This window comes from Paenibacillus glycanilyticus NBRC 16618 (genome assembly GCF_004000805.1).
Taxonomy (GTDB): domain Bacteria; phylum Bacillota; class Bacilli; order Paenibacillales; family Paenibacillaceae; genus Pristimantibacillus; species Pristimantibacillus glycanilyticus.
In genome coordinates this window covers 1-18,873 of record NZ_BILY01000066.1, presented here as the reverse complement: position 1 = coordinate 18,873, position 18,873 = coordinate 1, and the positions used below count along the sequence as shown (strand labels likewise).

The following is an 18,873-nucleotide window of genomic DNA, read 5'->3' as shown; positions in this document are numbered from 1 at the left end:
ATTAAGACCATTATGGTAATTCTCTTAACGGGTGTCCACTTTCCATTCTAGTTGCACTCGTTTCGTTACACTCACAAATCGGCTCAAAATGCCCAAATAACGTTACCTAGTTTCGTTACGCCCCGCAGGTGGGGCGCACCTCAACGGGTATCGCATGCCTTTACATCCCGCAGGTGGGGCTTGCCCCAATGGGCATCACACGCCTCTTCAACCCGCTAGCCACGTAGGTGGCAGCATGCCCCCAATTGGCATCGCAAGCTATCATCAGCCCGTTAGCCCTGCAGATGGCGCATGCCACAACCGGCGAATAAAAAAGGCTGTCCCATCAGCCATTGGCTTCTGGGACAGCCCCTCGTTAAAGTAGCTTATTCGGCCGACCCGAATTGCTGCCATGCAGTCTGGATTTCGTTGATGGCTTGATCTTTCTTCTTGCTGCCGCCGATGTAAGCCTGCATGATTTCGCCGAATTTCTGATGGAACGTATCGAGCGAGTAGTTAACCGACAGGTCGCCGGATTTTTGCGTTTTCAGGATCTCTTCCATTTGCTTAGGCATATCCAGGTCAGGAAGCGGAGCGTCCTTGATTGGCGGAATGACCTTCGCTACATTGGAGAACCATTGTTTGCCGTAATCCGAAGTGTACAGCCAGTTGAAGAAGTCGATCGCTTCACGGGCTACTTTGGAATCTTTGTTGATGCGAAGCGCTTGGTCCGCGCCTGTTACGATTTGCGCTTGCTCAGCCTTGTCGCTTACAGGGTAGCCAGCGATGCCGATTTGGATGTCCGGGCTGATTTTCTTGATCGCTTCTTCATCCCATGCGCCTTTACCCGTCATGAACGCTGCTTTGCCTTGCGCAAAGTCGCTTACTTCCGCATTGCTGTCGCGCTCAAGCGGCTTGTCCGTGCCATGCTTAACCGTCAGGTCGATGAAGTTGAAGAAATTGTCCTTCAGAACCGGATGATCGCTAAACGTTGTTTTGCCGTCGATGAATTGTTGTACCAGTTCTTTAGGTGCGATACCCGCATCCTCAGCTGCTGCGTTCACATAGTGTTGGAAGATGTGCTTCCATACCCACCACTCTTTATAAGCGTTGGCGAATGGCGTGATTTTCTTTGCTTCAAGCTTCGCGATATCGTCATTCAGCTCCGCGATTGTCTTAGGAGGCTCGGCGATGCCGGCATCCGTCAGAAGCTTCTTGTTGTAGATCAGCGTCATCAAGTTGCCTTTAACCGGCAGACCCAATACTTTGCCGTCCGAAGAAGTCATGTTCGCTTTAACGCCGTCTGTCATTGCAGCCGCAAGAGGCTCGTTAGTCAGATCTGCGCTGTATTCCGCGAATGTATCGATGTCGCCGCCAGCAGTCGTCTGGAATACGTCAGGCGTGCTGCCCGAAGCGATTTTGGATTTCAAAACTGTATTGTAATCGGCTTGCATGATTTCAAGGTTGATCGTTACGTTTGGTTTCACTTTTTTGTACTCGGCGATGTACGCGTTGAACGCATCCGTGTACTCCGGAGAAGCTGTGAACATATTAATCGTTACCGGTTTGTCGGAAGCCGCGCCATTACCCGCCGCACCACCGTTATTAGCTGTGTCGTTGCCACCATTGTTGCCGCCGCAAGCAGCAAGCATGCCGCCGACCAGCGCAAGGCTGAGCGACACCGAAGCTATTCTTTTGAACATTGTAACGCCCCCATTTCTCATAGTTGCCAGCATTCTGGCTTCCCGTCCTGATGGCGGGCTGCTCTATAGCTGACCTTATGCACACGTTTATCATAATGAATACGGATCGGGATAAAAATGCACATAAGTGACTAGTTAAGGGTAAAAAAGCGGAGTGTTGCCCCAGTTCACTTTTTATCCTTCCTTGCCAGCGGTTCGATACTCCGTCGGTGAAATGGAGAAATAATTCCGGAATGCTTTGCTGAAATAGTTCTTGTCCTTGTAGCCAAGCATCTCGGAAATATCCTGGATCTTCAGGCTTGGATCGTCAAGGAGCTCCTTCGCCTTGTCCATTCGAATACGCTGCACGTATTCATGGATCCCGCATCCGAACTGCTGCTTGAACAGCTTCATGATGTATTCCCTGCTCAGAAAATATTTATCGGCGAACATCGATATTTTAATGTCCTCATAGTACCGGTTGTCGATGTAGGCTTTAATGTCACCTATCTCGAAGGGACGATTCGCGGACAACGTCAGGCGGATCTGCTCCAGATAGAAGTGAAGCGCGTCCTCCAGCAGCCGGCTGAACTGCTCGTAGCTTGCAAAATCGTCGGACAGGCCCATGAAGCGAACCGGATGCTCCTCCATTAATGGTAGCTTGTCTCTTGGAACACCTAGCTCCAGCGACATATCGTTCATCAGTATAATGAACCGGCTAAGCGACTGGTCCGCGTCTCCAAGCGTGAACAGGTCCGCGCCGCCCCATTTCCGCAGCTCCTCGGAGAGGATCGATTTTGCCCCCGCCGTATTGCCAGACTCTAGCGCAGCGCGGAACATCTGCATCCGTCCCGTAACGGGATAGCCTTCATTCGCGGATTTGGTTACGGCATTGGCGACAAAATAACCCTTCAGCTTGAGCAGATCAATCCCGTTGATCGCGGCTTTGGCCGTCTCGTAAGAAGAGGCAATCTCCATAATGCTCTCGCAGGGCGTGCCGATCCCGGCCACGGCCACGATGCCAAGCAGATCCTGAAGCGCCGCCAGCGCTTTGTTCATCTGGTGCAGCGAACGATATGCGATATCCTCCTGGTAGGCGCCCTTCATCGTCAAAATAACGATAAGCTCGCGGTCCAGCTTGGGACTGGCGAAGCTGAACGCTTGAAAGTACTCGCCGGCAATCTCGTTCAGCATATTCCCCACGGCAAAATGAAGCAGGTCCACGTCCGAATGGAACCGGGCTTTGCGTATCTTCTCCATGTTGAGCATCCTAAGCACAACGACGGCAAACCGGTTGTCCGGATCATCCGCTCCGATCAGCGGAAGAAAAGCCTCGTTCGTCTGGCTGCGGAAGCTGCGGTCGATAATGGACAGATACATTTTCTCCTTCAGCTTGGGCAGGGACATATTGAGGGTAATATTGCGGTTAATGAACTCGCTCTCCCGTACGCGGCGCGCTTCCAGCAGATCTACCGCCTTGCGCAGCGCGGCATTCAGGTCCAGCCGGTTAATCGGCTTAAGCAGATAATCGACGACCTTGGAGCGAATGGCTTGCCGGGTATATTCAAAATCGTTATAGCCGCTAATCACGATAGCCGGCAGATCCGGGTAATCCTGCTCCAGCACCTGCAGCAGCTCCGCGCCGCTCATGCCCGGCATCTTCATATCCACCATCACGAGGTCGATCGAATGATTCGCGATCATCTCAAGGCCCATCTTGCCGTCCGTAGCCTCCAGCACCTCGTCTACGCCAAGCCCTTTCCAATCGCCCAGAATCCGAATGGCCTCGCGAAGCGGTTCTTCATCATCAATAATAAGAACTTTATACATATTGCCCGCCTCCCCGCGGTATTAGCATTTCCATCTCCGTGCCGGACGGACTCGTCCGGATGACCAGCTGCGAGCTTGTTCCGTACAGCAGCTTAAGCCGCGTATTCAGGTTAACCAGTCCCACACTTCTCTCTTCTTCCGTTCGTTCATTCCAATCACCCTCGAAGGATTGAAGCACTTCTTTCAATCTGCCCGGGGCAAAGCCCGGTCCGTTGTCGCTTACGATAATAAAGGCATGTCCGCCAGCCGCCCTTGCGTTAATCCGAATGGTGACGGGGCTGGAGACCATCTCGACACCGTGCTTGATCGCATTTTCCACCAAGGTTTGAAGCGACAGCTTCGGAAGCTCCAGCTCCTTCAGCTCCGGATCCCAGTCGATGACCAGCTGCAGCCTGCCCCCGAACCGCGCCTTTTGCAGCGACATGTACCGTTCGATATGCAGCAGCTCTTCGCTCGCGCGGACGATATCCTTGCCGCTGATGCAATACCTGAGCGTAAGCGCCAGCGCATCCACCATATCCGCGATATCGAAGCGTTCAGCCTTCAGAGCCTTGGTCGATATCGCCTGCAGCGCATTATAGAGGAAATGCGGATTGATTTCCGCTTCAAGCGCCTTCAGGATCGCATTTTTCTCCACCAGCTTCATCTTGTAACGCTCGTTAATGAGCTCATTCGTCTGGCTGACCATCTGGTTGAATTGACGGGACAAATAAGCCAGCTCATCCCGGCCGACCACCTCGGTAGAAGCCTCGAAATCCCCGGTACTAAAGCGCTTCATCTGCTGCGACAGCAACTTAAGCGGCTTGGTGACCGCATTGGAGAAATAGGTGATCAGCACAACAGCGAGCAGCAGGAACAAGAGACCAATCATAAAGTTCAAGTTACGGGTTGTTTTCGCGGCCGCGTAAAGCTCCGTATAAGGTATCGGCTTCACTAATTTCCAGCCTTCCTGCGCCCCAACGTTATAGACGACCAGATATTTGTTATTATCCGCCGAATTCCAGGTAAGGCCGCTCGCTTTCGTTCCATCCGTCTTGATTTGCTTCATAATGCCGCTGCCCTCCATCGACTCATAGAACGCTCTGTCATCGAGCGCGAACGGCTCGTTGTCGGGGCTTAGGAAGAACAAATGCTGGCCTTTGTCCTCGGGAATGTCCTGCATGATTTTGTTCATCGTGCTTTTGTTGTAATAGAAAGACACGACCGCCTGCGGCGCGCGAGTCGAAATCGACCGGAGCACCCGGTGATACGCCATAAAGCTGCGGCTCGGGTCCATATCATAGCCCCGTTCATCGTTCGACAAGAGGAAGGACTGATACGCCTGATTCGTTCGGCTGTCCATCGCCTGCTTGTACCAGGACATCGTCGGAATGCTGTCCGCCTGGCCCGACCGGATCTTGATATCGAAGTTCTCCTTGGCAATCGTGTAGTACGTGCCGCTCCGGACGAAATACAAATAAATCGCTTCGAGATCCTCATTGCTGCGGGAAAAGTACATGTTGCGGAGATAATCCTCCACGTACATTTTCGAGGCATAATCCGAAGACGCATGCGTAATGGCGAAAGCCAGCTCGTCGTAATTCACCTGCGGCAGCGACAGCTGCTCCATCCCCGCGAGGTAATCCTCCAGATTCTTGTTGACGAGAAGCAAATTGTTCGACGTGCTGGCAACGCTGTTGTTCAGCGCTTCCCGCTGCAGCATCTTGTACGAGATGAAGGTCAGGCACCCCACAACCAGAATAATGATCGTCGTAAAAAGCAAAATTAATTTGTTCACCAGCCGGCTGGACACACGCTCGGTCAAGACGCCCCAGCTTTTTGCGAAATGATTTGCGATAACCATCCACTCCCCCATACTCAAGGTGCCTGCGTACAGTTCACCTTTTTACCCCTAACAGATTTCATATATCCATTTTGGCTGCCTTAAGGCGCAATTATAATACTCAGTATATCGAATAAGGTACTGATGTATAGTCGGCTAACGACAACAAGACACACTAGGCGACAACTGACGACATCGAGAAGAGGTGCAAATATGTTTAAGAAAATGGGGAGAAAAGTGAGCGAGAAAGTCGAGTTCGGGCTGTTCACGCTGCCGGTTCTCATCTGTATCGCGATCGCCTTCTACATTCCGTTCGCGATGACGATCCGCTATTCCCTAACCAAATGGAACGGGATCTCCAAGCATCCTAAATTTATCGGACTTGATAACTTCAAGCAAATTTTCCTGCATGACACGAACTTTACCCAATCGGCATGGTTCACGATTAAATACGCGGTTCTTTACATTGTGCTCATTAACGTGTTTGCGATCCTGCTGGCACTGGTGCTCGACATGAAGCTCAAATCGACGCCTTGGCTGCGTGCGGCATTCTTTATCCCGTATATCCTGAGCCTTGTTATCGTCGGCTTCATCTGGAAATTCATCTTCATGCAAGGCTTCGAATCGCTTGGCGCAAGCACGGGCTGGGGCATCTTCAAGCTCAGCTGGCTCGGCGAACCGGGACTAGCCTTTATCTCCGTCCTGTTCGTATCCATCTGGCAGTCGATCGGCTTTTATCTGGTGATTTATATCGCCGGCCTGCAGTCGGTGCCGGATGATCTGAAGGAAGCCGCTACCGTTGACGGGGCTGGCCCAGTCCGCCGCTTCTTCAGCGTGATCCTGCCGCTTCTGGCTCCGTCGATTACGATCTCGGTCTTTATGGCCCTGACGAACTCGATCAAAGTATTCGACGTGATCCTGTCGCTCACCGGCGGCGGTCCCGGCGGCACGACTTACAGTATCGCTTACGACATCTACCGCGATACCTTCCAGAACAACCTGTACGGCTATGGTACGGCGAAAGCGCTGATCCTGTTCGTTGCCGTGCTCATCATTACCGTTATTCAATTGACGATCTTCAAACGCAGGGAGGTTGAGGCATAATGAACCGTCAATCCAAAGCCGGACGCATCACGCTTGAAGTGGTGATGGTCCTTCTGTCTCTGTTGTTCCTGTATCCGCTGTTCCTGGCGATCATCAACTCGTTCAAGAGCTTTGGCGAGGTTATGAGAGACGTCATTGCTCTTCCGACCAAGCTGTCGTTCGGCAACTACGAGCATGTGTGGAATGTGATCAACTATCCGAAGCTGTTCCTTAACAACTTCGTCATCACCGGTCTTGGTCTCGTGGGGATTATCCTCGTTTCCTCGATCGCGGCTTATAAGCTTGCACGCACGAAATCGAAATGGAGCGGCTTGATCTACATGCTCTGCATTATGCCGATGCTGATTCCGTTCCAATCGATTATGCTTACCGTTCTGAAATTGTCCCAAAAGCTCTACATTACCGAAAGCACTTGGGGACTTGGCCTTTTGTACTGGGGCTTCGGCGCACCGCTGGCCGTGTTTATCTACCATGGTTTCGTAAAAGGGATTCCGAAAGAAATCGACGAGAGCGCAACGATTGACGGCGCTTCCGGCTTCCGCCTCTTCTTCAGCGTGATCTTCCCGCTGCTGAAATCGGTAACGACAACGATCGTTATTATCGACGTGATGTGGATCTGGAACGACTTCCTGCTGCCGCTCCTTATGGTTAACGGCTCGCCGGATACGAAGACGCTGACGCTTGCGGCTTACACCTTCGTTGGCCAATATACGTCGGACTGGCAGTATGCAATGACTGCTATGGTGATGGCCGTTCTTCCTTCAATTGTCGTGTTTATCTTCCTGCAAAAATATATCGTTAAAGGCGTTGTCGCCGGCGCCGTTAAAGGTTAATGGCATTAATGCCCATCCGCTCCTGCCGCATCCATGCATGCGGCAGGCCGGGTGGGCATTTTTTTGCGTCTATCGTCAGCTAAAGCTGGCGATTCGACAGAATCGCTCTTTTTTAGAACGATTATCGTAACTTTCGACAAAAAGTGATACACTATCGATTAGTAAGAATTGGGAAGGAGCATTGCCTACCATTTATGATCTACAAGATCCGGCCTCGCAAAGGCTTTAAGCTATCCTCTATCATTTCATTTGTCGTTATCCTGTCTGTTCTGATCACAATCTTCATCAGCACCGTTATTGGCTATAATACCGAGCGGAAATCGCTCTTCAATAATACAATCGAGTTAAACGGCATTGCGGCGCTGAACTTAAGCAAAACCACGCAGTCGCTTGTGATCTCCATGCAGAAAAGTCTCGAAGTAACCGCGAATTACTTCTCGGACACTGAGCTGAACGACGAGAATGTCTTATCCCAGTTGGATTTCTTCATGGGAACAAGCCCTTACTTCAACTCGCTGACGATTGTGAACAAGAACGGCGTTATTGTCTCTACTTCGCCGAACAACCTGAATCTGATCGGCAGCAAGCCGACCTCGGAAGCAACGACGGAATCGCTCCGGCTGAAGAAGCCGTATATCTCGAAGCCGTTTCATGCGATAACGAACCGCTTAATCGTAATGGTAAGCTCGCCGATCTTCGACCGTAACGGCAATTACAAGGGTTTTGTCGGCGGGTCGATCTACCTGCAGCAGGCGAATATTTTCCGCGATATTCTTGGCGTTCAGGCGAGTACAACGAGCGGTTCCTACTTCTATGTGGTGGATTCCTCCGGCTACCTGATCTATCACCCGGACAAAGACCGCATCTCGGAAAATGTGAGCGGCAATCCGGTTGTTCAGAAGCTGATGAAGGGAATGGCCGGCGCGCAGCGCGTCATCAACTCGCAGGGGCAGAATTTCCTCGCGGGCTTTGCGCCGGTACCGGCCGCGGGCTGGGGCATCGTGTCGCAGACTCCGCAGAATCATATTACGAATATCTCGGAAAATGTCATTCAGGAGATGGTGAAATTCTCGGCGCCGTTCGTGCTGCTGCTCGTCATCCTCTCATTCTGGCTGTCCCGCAAGCTGGCCCACCCGCTTAACCGGCTGGCTACTTACGCCTCCCGCCTCTCCGGCGGAGACGAGAAGCTGAAGCCGCTTCAGGCGGACGTCAGCTGGAACTATGAGGCGAATCAGCTCGTCGATACGGTAGCCGTCGCCTTCAACAAGCTGCGCGCGCAGAAGGAAGAGCTGCATGCCGAAGCGAATACCGATGCGCTCACTGGCCTGACGAACCGCCGGACCATGGGCGCGATCACTACCTTATGGAAGCAGCAAGGCACGCCGTTCTCCGTCATTATTATGGACCTCGACCATTTCAAGAACGTCAATGACCGGCATGGCCATCAGATGGGCGATGAGGTGCTGAAGTTTGTGGCAGGCATCATGGTAAGCGAGAAGGGGCCGGAAGATTACTGCTGCCGGTTCGGCGGCGAGGAGTTTACGATGCTGCTGCCACATGCGACAGAGGCTGAGGCCGTTCAGGTGGCGGAACGCATCCGGCTGCGGATCCAGCAGTCCGTTACGCCAATTGGCGAATCGGTAACCATGTCCCTTGGGGTCGCGACCTTCCCCGATGCGGCGGAGGAAGTCGTCGAGCTGTTCAAATTCGCCGACCAGGCGCTCTACCAAGCCAAGCGCGACGGCCGCAACCGCACGGTTGCCTACAGCAGCCTGATGAATATGGCGCGAATTTAATTTAAGGCTGCCCGCCTTCAGGTGGGCAGCTTTTTTGTTCGCTGCGGCTCGGGCAGCGAAGGCCAGAGCGGACACCGGCTGGCCCATCTGCCTCTGCAGCAGGCTTTTTGCCTGCTATTCCACTACCAGCAGGCATCGATCGGCCCTCCTGCCTACTGCAGCAGGCTTTTTGCCTACTACTGACTACTTCCTTACCCCACATCGGTTCGCTCGCCCCGCTGCAACTCGGTTTTTTCCTCTTATTCGCCCGCTTTCTCCCCTCTTCGTCTCGCTCGCCCCGCTGCAACTCGCTTTTTTCCTCCTATTCGCTCACATCCGCACCTCTTCGGTTCGCTCGCCCCGCTGCAACTCGCTTTTTTCCTCTTATTCGCTCACTTCCGTCCCGCCTCAGCTCTCTCGCCCCGCTGCAACTCGTTTTTTTCCTCTTATTCGCTCACATCTGCGCCTCTTCAGCTCGCTCGCCCCTCTGTAACTCGTTTTTCCCCTCTTATTCACTCATATCCGCACCTCTTCAGCTCGCTCGCCCCGCTGCAACTCGCTTTTTTCCTCTAATTCGCTCACTTCCGAGAACCGGTAGAGGTAGGTGACGTTTGACGGAACTACCTAGCTAAACATCTAGTTACTTTCAAGTATTGCCACCTTCCTACGTTGAGTTCGTCCGCATCATGGGTGCCACTACCCGCTATCCAACAATCTGATTACTTTCGAAGAACCACCGTCCGCCTACGTTGAAATTCATCCGCATTATGGTGCGCCGCAGCCCGGTAACCTTCACTCCATTGCCCCGCTATCTTCTAACGCGGCGGCATTTCTCATACCTTAACTACAACTACTTTAAGAGAAGGAGACGGAAGCCTTGAATTATTATATTGATGTGGAACCGGGCGTTAGTCTGTACGTGGAGGACACGGGCGTAGGGAAGCCGATCCTGTTCCTGCACGGCTATCCGCTGGATCACCGTATGTATGAGTACCAGATCAACGAGCTGCCCAAGTACGGATACCGCTGCATCCGGATGGATCTCCGGGGCTTTGGCAAATCGGATTCCCCGTGGGAGAGCTACAGCCTGGACCGAATGGCCGATGACGTGCGCTGCATTATTGATACGCTAGGCTTCAAAGAGCTTACCCTTGCTGCCTTCTCAATGGGCGGTGCGGTAGCCGTCCGTTACATGGGGCGGCATGCCGGTCATGGCGTCAGCAAGCTGCTCCTATTCGCCGCGGCGGCCCCTTATATTACGAAGCAGCCCGGATTTCCGCAGGGCATGCCGCCCGAAGGACTGGATGCCCTCATCGGACTCGCGTACCGCGACCGCCCGCTTATGCTGCAGGAATTCGGCAAGCTGTTCTTCCATAACGAACCAACGCCGGCGTTCAGGCAATGGTTCGATTCCGTGCAGCTTGACCAGTCGCCTCGGGCTATTATCGCCTGCGGATATACGTTAAGGGATGAGAATGTGAAGGCTGATCTGGCACGGATCAAGGTGCCGACGTACATTTTCCACGGGGTGTATGACCGGATTTGTCCGTTCGAGCTGGCCATTATAATGAAGGAAACCATCCCGAACTCTATCCTGCTCCGGTTCGATAACAGCGGTCACGCGATTTTTTACGAGGAGCTGGATCTGTTTAATGCCTGCCTGCTGGAGGCTTTGCGGTATTAATTTCACATCGTTAATTAAGCTTCCGCCAGCTTTAATACGGAGGCTTTTTCCCATGGCCGCAAGGACAAAAGTATTGTTTTTCCCTCCGAACATGGAGATTCTGTAAAAATAGGTTTACAATAAAAGAAAAAATTGTACTCTGACGTACTCTTTAGGATGTGACTGACATGACCCAGCCTTACTCGTGGAAACGCAATTTGATCGTTTTATGGATTGGTGTTTTCTTTTGCAGCACGGCCTATTCGGTATCTATTCCGTTCATTCCGCTGTTCCTGCACAATGATCTCGGAGTGAATAGCCATCTGGAAATGTGGTCGGGATTCGCGTTTGGCATTACGTTTCTGGCCAGTGCGCTTATCGCGCCTTATTGGGGATCTCTAGCTGACAAATATGGCCGCAAGCCGATGCTCATTCGTTCGGGCTTCAGCTTAGCGGCACTTTATTTCATTACGTTCTTTATCCATGATCCGTATGTATTCCTGGTGCTGCGGGTGTTCCAAGGCCTGCTTGCCGGCTACGTGCCGGCGGCTATCGCCCTTGTCGCAACGAATACGCCCGAAGAAAAATCCGGCTACGCCCTTGGCATCATGGCAACCTCCGGCGCAACTGGCGGCATTATGGGACCGCTCATTGGCGGTACGGTCAGCCATTATATCGGGAACCGGGAATCGTTCGTTTTCTCCGGCTGTATCGTGCTTGTGGCTGCGCTTATCGCAACCTTCTTCGCCACGGAACATAAATTCAACCGCTCCGGCGTGCGCTCCTCCGTCTTGGATGACCTGAAGCATGCCTCGCATAATAAAGCTTTCCTAACGCTCCTTGGCATGTCCGGACTTGCGATGTTCTCGGTTATGATTCTCGAGCCGCTGCTTACCGTCTATGTACTGCAGTTAGGGACGAATGAACAGGATGCTTCGCTCCAATCCGGGATTGTGTTCTCGGCCGTCGGGATTGCGACATTGATCGCCGCTCCGCAGTGGGGTAAATTCGGTTCGAGAATCGGGTTCTCCAAGGTGCTCTTTATCGGCTTGCTTGGCGGCGGGATCGGCAACTGCCTGCAGTTTTTCGTTGGGCATATCGCCGAGTTCGGAATACTGCGCTTCGTATACGGCCTGTTCTTCGCCGGGGTTACCCCGGCTATTAACGCGATGATCGTGAAGTCGACGGAGACAAGCTTCCGCGGACGAGCCTTCAGCTTGAACCAGTCGGCTACCCAGTTCGCCACCATGCTGGGACCTGTTATCGGGGGCGTGCTGGGCGGCATCATCCCGATTAAATGGGTGTTTATTATTAACGGCGTTATGCTGATGATTGCCGCCATTCTGGTGAAGAGACAGCATATGGAGGAAAAAATGGCCGCCTCCAAAGCCGCCGCCGAGCAGTCCTAAGCTACGTTAAGGATAATCTAGAATATTCCCCCACTCCGCATATATAATGGTAGAGTGATTGAATCTACCTATGGAGAGGAATGGTAAGATTGTTCGGAAAAGTAGCTGCCGACATACTCGGCCTCAGCGATATCGGGTCGGTTATCCGGCCGGAGAATTATGATAAGGTGGATTCTGATGATTACGTCATGCACGAAGACGGTGAAAAGATTTATTTTCTGATCAAATCCAAAACCGATGAGTATTGCTTCACCAACTTCGCCCTTATTCATCTGGACGGCACCAGCGCGGTCAGCAAGAAACGAATGCTGCACCGTTACCCTTACGCGACGAACAAGATCAGCAACGTAGCGCTGGAGACGGCCGGCACGGTCGACTTGGACGTCGAGATCAAATTCTCGATTGGCTCCGTACCATTCTCCATCGACGTGAATAAGAAGCATATCGAGCAAGTGAAGGACTTGTACAAATCCCTATTCAAAATATCCGAAATCCACCATGAGAACGAAATTAGCCTTAGCTTTGCCCGTCAAAGCCTGGAGCTCGCTTCCTCGACGTTAAGCCATGCCCATAAAGGCGACTACGATGTAGCCGATACGTTCAACAAGCTGAACCAATCCGCCTTCAACTGGCTCGAGGGAGCTCAAAAGCAGTACAAAGTAAAAGATTTCGGCGCCATCTTCGATCGTTATATCAATCTTTAATGCGCTAAAATAAAACGCCGCCCTATGAAGGGCGGCGTTCTTGCGTTTGGCGGGCATGTTCCGGCTTGGTCTTGATCAGAATCAACGGGCTATGCCGAGGTAAATCGCTATCCCTCCCCAGCCGAACGGCTTGCTGATAATACACTGCACCATATGCAGGATATACGCACATTTGCAGGCCGATACAAGAGTTACGCTGCACAGAATGCAGGATATTGCGTCCATTCGAGCCGATTAGGGCTATAAATCACGAATATGATGCATTCCGTGCAGTATAGTTCAGGTTACTGGGGCAATGTGCATCTTTATCCTGCATTTCATGCAACGTAGGCGAGCGGCGGTGCTTCCCAACTGCATAGTGCAGCTTCAATGCTCGAGCAAATGCTCGAGCAACAACTGCTCCTACCCGCCGCAAATTGCCCGCATCGCTAACCGCTGCACCTTCGCTGCACCTTGGAGCTCCCGCTAAACCCGTAGCTCCATATGCCGGATCCGCGAGCTCTCCACTTGAATCGTGGAATGCTGAATGCCGAAGCGCTCCTCGATCAGCTTGATCGCCGCTTGCAGCACTCCCTGGCAGTCCGTTCCGTCTGCCACCTGCAGATGGCAGCTTAAGGAATCCAGGCCGGAAGTAATCGTCCAAATGTGAAGGTCATGCACGTCAACGACGCCGCCGATCTCCCCAAGCGCAGCGCGCACTTCCTTCTCGTCCACGTTCACCGGAGTCCCTTCCATCAGAATGTGGACGGTATGCTTCAGCACGCTCCAGGCGCTTTTTACGATCAGCAGGGCAACAACCATCGATATAATCGGATCGGCAATATTCCAGTCGAACAGGTAGATCAGAAGCCCCGCAAGCACGGCCCCCACCGAGCCAAGCGCATCGCCTAGCACATGTAGGTAAGCGCTTCGAACGTTCAGGTTGTTATGGACATCCCCTTTGCGGAGCAGCGCCCAAGCGCTTGCGAGGTTGGCGAGCAGGCCGATTGCCGCAATCAGCATCATCGAGCCGCTGGCCACGGACGGCGGATCAAACAGACGGCCAATGGCTTCCCAAATAATAAATACCGAGATAACAACAAGCGTAATCCCGTTAAATAAAGCCGCCAAGATTTCAAACCGGTGAAAACCAAACGTGCGGACCGCCGAAGCCGGGCGAGCCGCGAACCATACCGCTACAAGGCTAAGCACCAATGCGCTCACGTCGCTCAACATATGCCCCGAATCGGACAGAAGCGCAAGGCTGTTCGTCACGAGTCCCCCAACAAACTCCAGTACCATGATGCCTGCTGTAATGATTAAGGCAATAAATAATCCGGTCTTGTTGCCCGTCATATCAAAATGATGATGATGCCCGTGATGCCCATGGTCATGACCATGATGCCCGTGACTATGCCCATGGCCTTGGCCATGTTGATGTCCGCCGCTGCAGCTGTCCGCATGATCCTTGCCGGAATGCGAATGCTTATGCTCTCTTTCTGGATGATTATGTTCATGACTCATAAGACTGGCACCTCACTTGAAATATATGAACAACTATTCATATGTTTATGATGCCGTAATCGCCTTCTTTTGTCAATCCATGGATAAGCTTTTTTCGCTCAATGCACAATCCGCCCGGCCTTGGGATTTGACCAAGACTGCGGGCGGAACGGATCTGGAAGTTATGGATTGTTCGTATGCTGCACGTTTTGCAGCTTCTGGGACGCCTTGCCTTTGCCGTAACGGACCTGGTTTTTCTTCTGCTTGGCCTGCGTGGCATGAACCTTTGCCACAAATTCGCTAGTCGATTCCATGTTCGAATCCCCTCCTTTGCCATTAAGTAGGGTATCCGCGGAGAATTCACCTTATGCGTCCAGCGGCTCGACTGTTACAGCACCTTGGATAAAAAAGCTTTCGTCCGCTCCTGACGCGGCTCGTCGAACAGCTGCCGCGGAGCCCCTTCCTCCACAATCATGCCCTGCTCCATGAACAGCACCCGATGCCCAACCTCCCGGGCAAAGCCCATCTCATGCGTAACGATGACCATCGTCATTCCTTCCGCGGCTAGCTCCTTCATAACGGCAAGCACCTCGCCAACCATCTCCGGATCAAGCGCCGAAGTTGGCTCATCGAACAGCATAATGCGCGGCTCCATGGCAAGCGCCCTTGCAATCGCAACCCGCTGCGCCTGGCCGCCGGACAGAGAGGCCGGGAACTGTCCCGCTTTCTCGCCAAGACCCACCTTGCCAAGCAGCGATAGCGCAAGCTCCTCGGCATTCGCCGGCTCCAGCTTCCGCACCTGCACGGGTGCAAGCGTAATATTGCGCAGCACGCTTAGATGGGGAAACAGATTAAATTGCTGGAAGACCATCCCCATCCGCGATCGTATCTCGGTAATAGAAGACCCGGCATCCAGCAAGGAGCGGTCTTCAATCCGAATCTCGCCGCGCTCCGGTCTCTCCAATCCATTCAGGCAGCGCAGCAGCGTTGACTTTCCCGAGCCGGAAGGGCCGATAATAACAACAACCTCCCCCGGCGCTACCTGCATGGACACGTCCTTCAGGACGGTATTCGCTCCAAACGATTTATGGACTCCCGTTACTTCAATAATCGGTCCCGCCGTCATCCCGCCACCCCCTTCTTCTCCATCCAGCCCAGCAGCTTGCTAAGCGAGTAGGTCAGAATCAGATAGATAAAGGCGGCCGCCAGATACGGCTCCCATACTCGCAAATATTGACCGCGCATCACATTGCTCCAGTACATTAATTCCGGCGCAGCGATGAGAGCAACAAGCGAGGAATCCTTAATGAGCACGACAAATTCATTGCCAAAGGCCGGTATCATCCGCCTAACCGCCTGCGGCAAGATAATAAACCGCATCGTCTGCCCGCTTGTCATCCCCAGCGATTGCGCCGCTTCCGTCTGGCCTTTATCAATCGACTGGATGCCGGCTCTGTAAATCTCCGCCGTATAGGCGGCCGAGTTCAAGGCAAGCGCGGTAATCGCCGCTACAATGGCATCGGTATGTCCAATGCAAGCGGGCACAAGCCCAAAATGCACGATCAGAATTTGAACGTATAACGGCGTACCGCGAAAAAAATGAATATATCCGCTCGTTGGCCAGCTGAGATACCATCTGGACGACATTTTACCGAAGCTGACGGCCAGCCCCAGAATGGAGCCCAGCACTATCGCAAGCGCAGAGATCCCAATCGTCAGCGCGGCCCCTTTGAGCAATAACGGAATATAGTCGACAATGATATCGAATCGAAAATGCATGCGCTCGTCCTCCCCAGTCAAGAAAAAAGCATGCGCAACCTGAACCCATTACGCATGCCTTATGCCGCTTACTTCGCGTTTAGCACATTGTCGATGTTCGGCTCTTCCCCGAACCATTTTTTATAAATCTCCGTATACTTGCCGTTCTCGAGCACCGTCTTGATTGCCGGATCCAGCTTCGCCTTCAGCTCGCTGCCGGTCGGAAGCAAAATGCCGTAAAACTCCGATCCAAAGCTCGCTGTATCCATAATCGCCTTCAGCTTGCGCTCCGGATTGTTCTTCATATATTCGCGGACAATGGCAATATCGGCCACAACGGCATCCACTCCGCCCGAGTCAAGCTCGAGCATCGCTACCGCGTTGCTGTCGAACCGCTTCAGATCGGTATTGTCATTGCCCATAATGCCGGACATCAACGTATCCGCCGTCGTGGACCCCTGAACCGCCACCTTCTTGTCTTTCAGGTCGGCCGCGCTTGCGACCGTGCTGTCTTCCTTCACCATAATCATATTGGTAGATTCAAAGTAAGGAACGGAGTAGTCGTAAGACTCTTCCCTCTCCGGCGTGATGGATACGCTCGATAACCCCGCATCATAGCTTTTGCCGGATTGCACCTCCGTCAGCATCGCGTCCCAGCCGGTATTCGTAATGGAATACTTCAGTCCCGCTTCATCCATAACCGCCTTCAGAAAATCAACGTCAAAGCCCGTAATCTTATCCTTATCCATAAATTCCATTGGCGCATAAGCCGCGTCGGTCGCGAACTTGTACACCTTCTCGCTGGCATTGCTGCTTGGCTTATCGCCGCCGCTTGCCGTATTGCCGCCGTTTTCCTTGTTGGCCCCGCATGCTGCCATCGTCATGATGAGAATTCCTGCTGCCAGAAGTACCGATAACCGCTTCCCCATGGTCCATTCCACCTCTCTCAACATTGGCCTAGCACAAATTGAGCTGCTCGTGCAATCTATCAATCAGCTAGCAATTTATCAAGATTTTAGCAGGTAAGAACGGTTTAGCGCAATGCTATATGTAAGTTATTATAACATTTAAATAACATAGCGCTTAAAAGTCCAAATGCGTCAACGCGGTGTTCACGCTCATCGCCGCTTTGCTCCCGCCGGCAGCCGCAACTACAAGCTGGGCGGGCGAGATTGTCGCTGCATCGCCGGCTGTGTAGACATGCTCTACCGTTGTTTTTCCGTAATCGTCTATCGCCAGACCACCGCTTTCATTTAATCTGCAGCCTAATTTCTCGGCAACACGGATCGGGAGATACCAGTCGGACGTTACAAAACCTCCCGTACGGGCCACTTCCGTCCCGTCGGCAAAAACGATCTTTTGCAGGCGGCCGCTTTTTCCCCTCAAAGAAGCAATTCGCTGCTCGAAGATCCGTACGCCCCGGCTCAGAAGCTTCGCCCGCTGCTGCGGCTCAAACGATCCAACCCCATTGGTGCACACAATCAGATCTTTGCTCCAGTTGTAGACCGTGGATACCATTGAGAACCGGTGAGACTCATTCTCCGAGATCACCGCAAGCGGCTGGTCTCTCATCTCCCATCCGTCGCAGTAAGGACAGCTGAACAAGGACGAGCCGTAATAATCGGCAACACCCGTTATGTCGGGCAGCTTTTCTTTTAGTCCAAGCGCAAGAATAATCGTACGTGCCTGATACACCTCACCGGTACTTGCCTGCACGAGAAACAGGGCATGCCCCCGCTTCATCATATCGACGGCCTTTTTCCGAACCACTTGAACGGAAGGATATTTGCTTATATCTAGATGCGCGGCCCGCCGGAACTCATCGGGCTTCACGCCGTCCCTTGTAATAAATCCATGCGACTCGCGCGTTACCGCATTCCGCGGCTTATTATCATCAAACAGCACAACATGCCGTCTCGCTCTTCCCAGTACAAGCGCCGCATTAAGACCAGCCGGTCCGCCTCCGATAATGGCACAGTCATATAGCTTCATCTATTATCACTCCTTAAAATCCCTGCTCGTTATTGGTTAAGTATGGCATCTTTAGGCAAAAACAAAACGTTTTAGAAGGAACAAAAAAACCGCGGCACATAGGAAGTCTTGCTTCACTTAGTACGCGGTTTGTTCGTCATTTATGCTTCGTTAGGGAGAAATGCGGGAAAAAATTTATCCTCGAATCGGGTGGAGAGTACGACCAGCGTTGAAGAAAATCCGAACGTATGGCATTTCTCAAGGAAGCCCTCCAAGGTCTCGCTTGTTTCCGTCACGACCTTCAGCAAATAATTGAACTCCCCGCTTGTACGGTAGAAATCCACAATCTCGGGCGCAGCCTCGCTAAAAGCCTCGAATTCCTTGCAGCTGTTCGACTTAAACAGTACAAACGCCGTTGTATGCTTGCCAAGCTTGGATAAAGACAGCTCTGCCCGGTAGCCCGTAATGACCCCCTGCTCCTCGAGCTTTCGAAGCCTCTCGGTAACAGCCGGCTGCGACATGGCGATCATGCGGCTCATCTCCGAGATCGTAATCCTGGCGTTATCATGAAGGATCGACAGTATTTTTCGATCAATTTGGTCCATGAATGGAATCACCTCTTAATTAAAGGTTTTGGACAGCTACTAACGTAATAATTAAGTTTTCGGGCGTCAAACTCCTTCATCCTCTTATGTAAATTGTAAGCCGATTCCAATAAACTGTCACTAATAACCAATGAAGGAGATGGATAACGATGACTGCTACTATTAATGAAACAAATAGAACGAATGGATTAAGCTTTTTCACCACGGGAGATGGCGTTCGGCTTGCTTATCGGCTGGAAGGGGCCGCCGGCAAGCC

At 52.4% G+C, this 18,873-nt stretch carries 16 protein-coding genes; 6 read left to right on the top strand and 10 right to left on the bottom strand.

All coding sequences use genetic code 11. The annotated features are described in order from the left end of the window. Nucleotides 1-365 precede the first annotated feature (365 nt). The 3 genes from PGL01S_RS29635 to PGL01S_RS29625 form a co-directional block, all read right to left on the bottom strand. Entirely contained in the window at nt 366-1,682 is a 1,317-nt protein-coding gene (locus PGL01S_RS29635) for an ABC transporter substrate-binding protein (protein ID WP_127499182.1), read from the bottom strand. 174 nt (nt 1,683-1,856) lie between these two features. Continuing rightward, nucleotides 1,857-3,491, bottom strand: a complete 1,635-nt coding sequence (locus PGL01S_RS29630; RefSeq protein ID WP_127499180.1) for a response regulator transcription factor — start codon at nt 3,489-3,491, stop codon at nt 1,857-1,859. Beyond that, nucleotides 3,484-5,334, bottom strand: coding sequence for a sensor histidine kinase (locus PGL01S_RS29625; protein WP_127499177.1), 1,851 nt, complete (start codon nt 5,332-5,334; stop codon nt 3,484-3,486). Before PGL01S_RS29625 ends, PGL01S_RS29630 begins: the two co-directional genes overlap by 8 nt. 192 nt (nt 5,335-5,526) lie before the next feature. On the opposite strand from PGL01S_RS29625, the gene PGL01S_RS29620 reads away from it, so the two are divergent. From PGL01S_RS29620 to PGL01S_RS29595, 6 genes are all read left to right on the top strand, one after another. After that, nucleotides 5,527-6,417 carry a carbohydrate ABC transporter permease gene (locus PGL01S_RS29620; protein ID WP_127499175.1) on the top strand — a complete coding sequence of 297 codons (891 nt, stop codon included), beginning with the start codon at nt 5,527-5,529 and terminating at the stop codon, nt 6,415-6,417. After that, nucleotides 6,417-7,250, top strand: a complete 834-nt coding sequence (locus tag PGL01S_RS29615; protein ID WP_127499173.1) for a carbohydrate ABC transporter permease — start codon at nt 6,417-6,419, stop codon at nt 7,248-7,250. Before PGL01S_RS29620 ends, PGL01S_RS29615 begins: the two co-directional genes overlap by 1 nt. Nucleotides 7,251-7,444: 194 nt before the next feature. Further along, complete coding sequence (locus PGL01S_RS29610; RefSeq protein WP_127499171.1) at nt 7,445-9,046, top strand: sensor domain-containing diguanylate cyclase; 1,602 nt, start codon at nt 7,445-7,447, stop codon at nt 9,044-9,046. A gap of 856 nt (nt 9,047-9,902) precedes the next feature. After that, complete coding sequence (locus tag PGL01S_RS29605) at nt 9,903-10,709, top strand: alpha/beta fold hydrolase (protein WP_127499169.1); 807 nt, start codon at nt 9,903-9,905, stop codon at nt 10,707-10,709. A gap of 167 nt (nt 10,710-10,876) precedes the next feature. Then, nucleotides 10,877-12,097 carry an MFS transporter gene (locus tag PGL01S_RS29600; protein ID WP_127499167.1) on the top strand — a complete coding sequence of 407 codons (1,221 nt, stop codon included), beginning with the start codon at nt 10,877-10,879 and terminating at the stop codon, nt 12,095-12,097. A gap of 89 nt (nt 12,098-12,186) precedes the next feature. Continuing rightward, nucleotides 12,187-12,801, top strand: coding sequence for a PH domain-containing protein (locus tag PGL01S_RS29595; RefSeq protein WP_127499165.1), 615 nt, complete (start codon nt 12,187-12,189; stop codon nt 12,799-12,801). A 465-nt stretch (nt 12,802-13,266) separates the two neighbouring features. On the opposite strand, the gene PGL01S_RS29590 is transcribed toward PGL01S_RS29595, so the two are convergent. The 7 genes from PGL01S_RS29590 to PGL01S_RS29560 all read right to left on the bottom strand — a co-directional run bounded on the left by PGL01S_RS29590 (nt 13,267) and on the right by PGL01S_RS29560 (nt 18,617). Then, nucleotides 13,267-14,304 carry a cation diffusion facilitator family transporter gene (locus tag PGL01S_RS29590; protein WP_127499163.1) on the bottom strand — a complete coding sequence of 346 codons (1,038 nt, stop codon included), beginning with the start codon at nt 14,302-14,304 and terminating at the stop codon, nt 13,267-13,269. A 161-nt stretch (nt 14,305-14,465) separates the two neighbouring features. Continuing rightward, the gene (locus PGL01S_RS29585; protein WP_127499156.1) at nt 14,466-14,597 is read right to left on the bottom strand and encodes a DUF4023 domain-containing protein; all 132 of its coding nucleotides are present in this window, start codon (nt 14,595-14,597) and stop codon (nt 14,466-14,468) included. A gap of 74 nt (nt 14,598-14,671) precedes the next feature. Then, the gene (locus PGL01S_RS29580) at nt 14,672-15,394 is read right to left on the bottom strand and encodes an amino acid ABC transporter ATP-binding protein (protein WP_164775633.1); all 723 of its coding nucleotides are present in this window, start codon (nt 15,392-15,394) and stop codon (nt 14,672-14,674) included. 11 nt (nt 15,395-15,405) lie between these two features. Next, nucleotides 15,406-16,062, bottom strand: a complete 657-nt coding sequence (locus PGL01S_RS29575) for an amino acid ABC transporter permease (protein WP_127499152.1) — start codon at nt 16,060-16,062, stop codon at nt 15,406-15,408. 68 nt (nt 16,063-16,130) lie between these two features. Continuing rightward, nucleotides 16,131-16,970 carry a basic amino acid ABC transporter substrate-binding protein gene (locus PGL01S_RS29570; protein ID WP_244935813.1) on the bottom strand — a complete coding sequence of 280 codons (840 nt, stop codon included), beginning with the start codon at nt 16,968-16,970 and terminating at the stop codon, nt 16,131-16,133. Between the two features lie 154 nt (nt 16,971-17,124). Continuing rightward, the gene (locus tag PGL01S_RS29565; protein ID WP_127499150.1) at nt 17,125-18,033 is read right to left on the bottom strand and encodes an NAD(P)/FAD-dependent oxidoreductase; all 909 of its coding nucleotides are present in this window, start codon (nt 18,031-18,033) and stop codon (nt 17,125-17,127) included. 140 nt (nt 18,034-18,173) lie between these two features. Beyond that, nucleotides 18,174-18,617 carry an Lrp/AsnC family transcriptional regulator gene (locus tag PGL01S_RS29560; RefSeq protein ID WP_127499148.1) on the bottom strand — a complete coding sequence of 148 codons (444 nt, stop codon included), beginning with the start codon at nt 18,615-18,617 and terminating at the stop codon, nt 18,174-18,176. Nucleotides 18,618-18,873 lie beyond the last annotated feature (256 nt).

What these genes read in the sequence shown, in the direction of transcription:
- PGL01S_RS29615 (WP_127499173.1), top strand. Translation starts at nt 6,417, where the DNA reads ATGAACCGTCAATCCAAAGCCGGACGCATCACGCTTGAAGTGGTGATG.
- PGL01S_RS29585 (WP_127499156.1), bottom strand. Translation starts at nt 14,597, where the DNA reads ATGGAATCGACTAGCGAATTTGTGGCAAAGGTTCATGCCACGCAGGCC.
- PGL01S_RS29575 (WP_127499152.1), bottom strand. Translation starts at nt 16,062, where the DNA reads ATGCATTTTCGATTCGATATCATTGTCGACTATATTCCGTTATTGCTC.
- PGL01S_RS29625 (WP_127499177.1), bottom strand. Translation starts at nt 5,334, where the DNA reads ATGGTTATCGCAAATCATTTCGCAAAAAGCTGGGGCGTCTTGACCGAG.
- PGL01S_RS29565 (WP_127499150.1), bottom strand. Translation starts at nt 18,033, where the DNA reads ATGAAGCTATATGACTGTGCCATTATCGGAGGCGGACCGGCTGGTCTT.
- PGL01S_RS29600 (WP_127499167.1), top strand. Translation starts at nt 10,877, where the DNA reads ATGACCCAGCCTTACTCGTGGAAACGCAATTTGATCGTTTTATGGATT.
- PGL01S_RS29570 (WP_244935813.1), bottom strand. Translation starts at nt 16,970, where the DNA reads ATGGGGAAGCGGTTATCGGTACTTCTGGCAGCAGGAATTCTCATCATG.
- PGL01S_RS29620 (WP_127499175.1), top strand. Translation starts at nt 5,527, where the DNA reads ATGTTTAAGAAAATGGGGAGAAAAGTGAGCGAGAAAGTCGAGTTCGGG.
- PGL01S_RS29560 (WP_127499148.1), bottom strand. Translation starts at nt 18,617, where the DNA reads ATGGACCAAATTGATCGAAAAATACTGTCGATCCTTCATGATAACGCC.
- PGL01S_RS29610 (WP_127499171.1), top strand. Translation starts at nt 7,445, where the DNA reads ATGATCTACAAGATCCGGCCTCGCAAAGGCTTTAAGCTATCCTCTATC.
- PGL01S_RS29635 (WP_127499182.1), bottom strand. Translation starts at nt 1,682, where the DNA reads ATGTTCAAAAGAATAGCTTCGGTGTCGCTCAGCCTTGCGCTGGTCGGC.
- PGL01S_RS29590 (WP_127499163.1), bottom strand. Translation starts at nt 14,304, where the DNA reads ATGAGTCATGAACATAATCATCCAGAAAGAGAGCATAAGCATTCGCAT.
- PGL01S_RS29630 (WP_127499180.1), bottom strand. Translation starts at nt 3,491, where the DNA reads ATGTATAAAGTTCTTATTATTGATGATGAAGAACCGCTTCGCGAGGCC.